We start from the raw sequence: 1,646 nt of genomic DNA, 5'->3' as shown, positions 1-1,646 counted from the left end.
GTTCTGTTCACCTGATGTCGCTGGCAATGGCGGTACTGGCGTTCCCGACTCCCCGGATATATGTTCGCCGAAACATCCGGCGGTCGCACTCATGTTCACATTCTTCGTCAGGTTCGTTTTCGCATCGGTATTGGTGTCGTGCCTTGGCACGACGGCCGTCGGCGCGATGGATATCGGCCGCACGACCGTCAATACCAATACCAACACCCAGACCGCTCCAGTGCAATACTGGATCCCGGGCTGGCCCGCCGGCTTCAGCGGTTCCGCTGACGGTGCGGGCGTCGAATCCTACGGTAATTTCCCGGGCTTCATCGGCAGCGGCGACAGCGGCTTCTTCTCGCGGCGTTACAGCACGCCCAGCAACTGGTCGGCCCTTGGCGGTGGGTTCGGCCTGCAGGGCATCAGTCCGTATGCTGCATCGTTCGGCGCGCTGAGGACCGAAGGTTCGGAGTTCGGCTACATGTTCAAGAGCGGTGTCTCGCTGTATGGCGGGTTCGACACGCTGCGAGCCGATCGCGGCAGCAACGCATTTGCAGCCTTCGATTCCAACTCCGCGACACTGCCGGTCTACAGCGCGCATGGCGGCGTCGCATTCCAGCCGACCGCGAACACCACGCTGTCGCTCGGCTTCAGCTACACCGGGCAGGGCTCCGATCGCCTCGACAGCGACATCAGGTCGCCGGCATTGCCGGGCGAAACGCCGTCGGCATTCGTGAGCGGGCGGCGGTAGAGACGCATCCTCCGCCGCTGCGGATGACCAATAGTCGTGAGACGATAAAGGTCGTCATGCCCGCGAAGGCGGGCATCCAGTAAACACCGGCGGCCGAGTTCAACCATTACCATCTCGGCGTACTGGATCATCCGCCTTCGCGGATGATGACCGCGTGTATGAGGCGAGAGCCGGGGCGGACTTACCCCGCCGCTTTCAACACCTTCAGCAGCTCGTGGTGGATCAGCTCGTTGCCGCAGATGACGTGGCCGCTGGTCAGCGCGTCGTCCTTGCCGTCGATGCCGGAGACGGTCCCGCCGGCCTCGCGCACCATTAAGAGGCCCGCCGCGATGTCCCAAGGCTGCAGGTCGCGCTCCCAATAGGCGTCGAGGCGGCCGGCGGCGACGAAGGCGAGATCGAGCGAGGCGGCGCCGAAACGACGAAGGCCAGCGACCTTGGTCTGCAGCGCGTTCATTTCGCGGTTGAACAGCCCGTGATCCCCGCGGCCGATATGCGGCAGGCCGCAGGCGATCACGCAATCATGCAGCTGGCGGCGGCCCGCGACGCGCAGCCGCTGGTCGTTGAGGAACGCGCCCTTGCCGCGCTCGGTGATGTAGAGCTCATCGTTGCCGGGATTGTAGATCACGCCGGCGATGATCGAGTCCTCGCGCTGCAGGGCGATCGAGATCGCGAATTGCGGAATGCCGTGCAGGAAATTGGTGGTGCCGTCGAGCGGATCGACGATCCAGGTGTGCGACTTGTCGTTGCCTTCGCGCTTGCCGCCTTCCTCGCCGATGAAGCCGTAGCCGGGCCGCGCCTTGGCGAGATCCTCGTACAGCATCTCCTCGGCGCGCTTGTCGGCCATCGAGACGAAATTCGCCGGCCCCTTCAGCGAGACCTGCAGATGCTCGATCTCGCCGAGATCGCGCTTGAGGCT

At 64.4% G+C, this 1,646-nt stretch carries 2 protein-coding genes; one reads left to right on the top strand and one right to left on the bottom strand.

Features of this window, described 5'->3' with window-relative positions:
• On the top strand, positions 1-730 hold a 730-nt coding region (locus WA702_RS00150; protein ID WP_425108501.1), incomplete at its 5' end, for a hypothetical protein.
• Between the two features lie 181 nt (positions 731-911).
• Here the strand turns inward: WA702_RS00150 and WA702_RS00145 are convergent.
• On the bottom strand, positions 912-1,646 hold a 735-nt coding region (locus tag WA702_RS00145; RefSeq protein WP_425108500.1), incomplete at its 5' end, for an inositol monophosphatase family protein.

The sequence above is a fragment of the Bradyrhizobium sp. genome, from assembly GCF_049798375.1.
Taxonomy (GTDB): domain Bacteria; phylum Pseudomonadota; class Alphaproteobacteria; order Rhizobiales; family Xanthobacteraceae; genus Bradyrhizobium.
The sequence above is the reverse complement of the archived record's forward strand: the minus strand, read 5'-3'. Positions and strand labels throughout refer to the sequence as shown.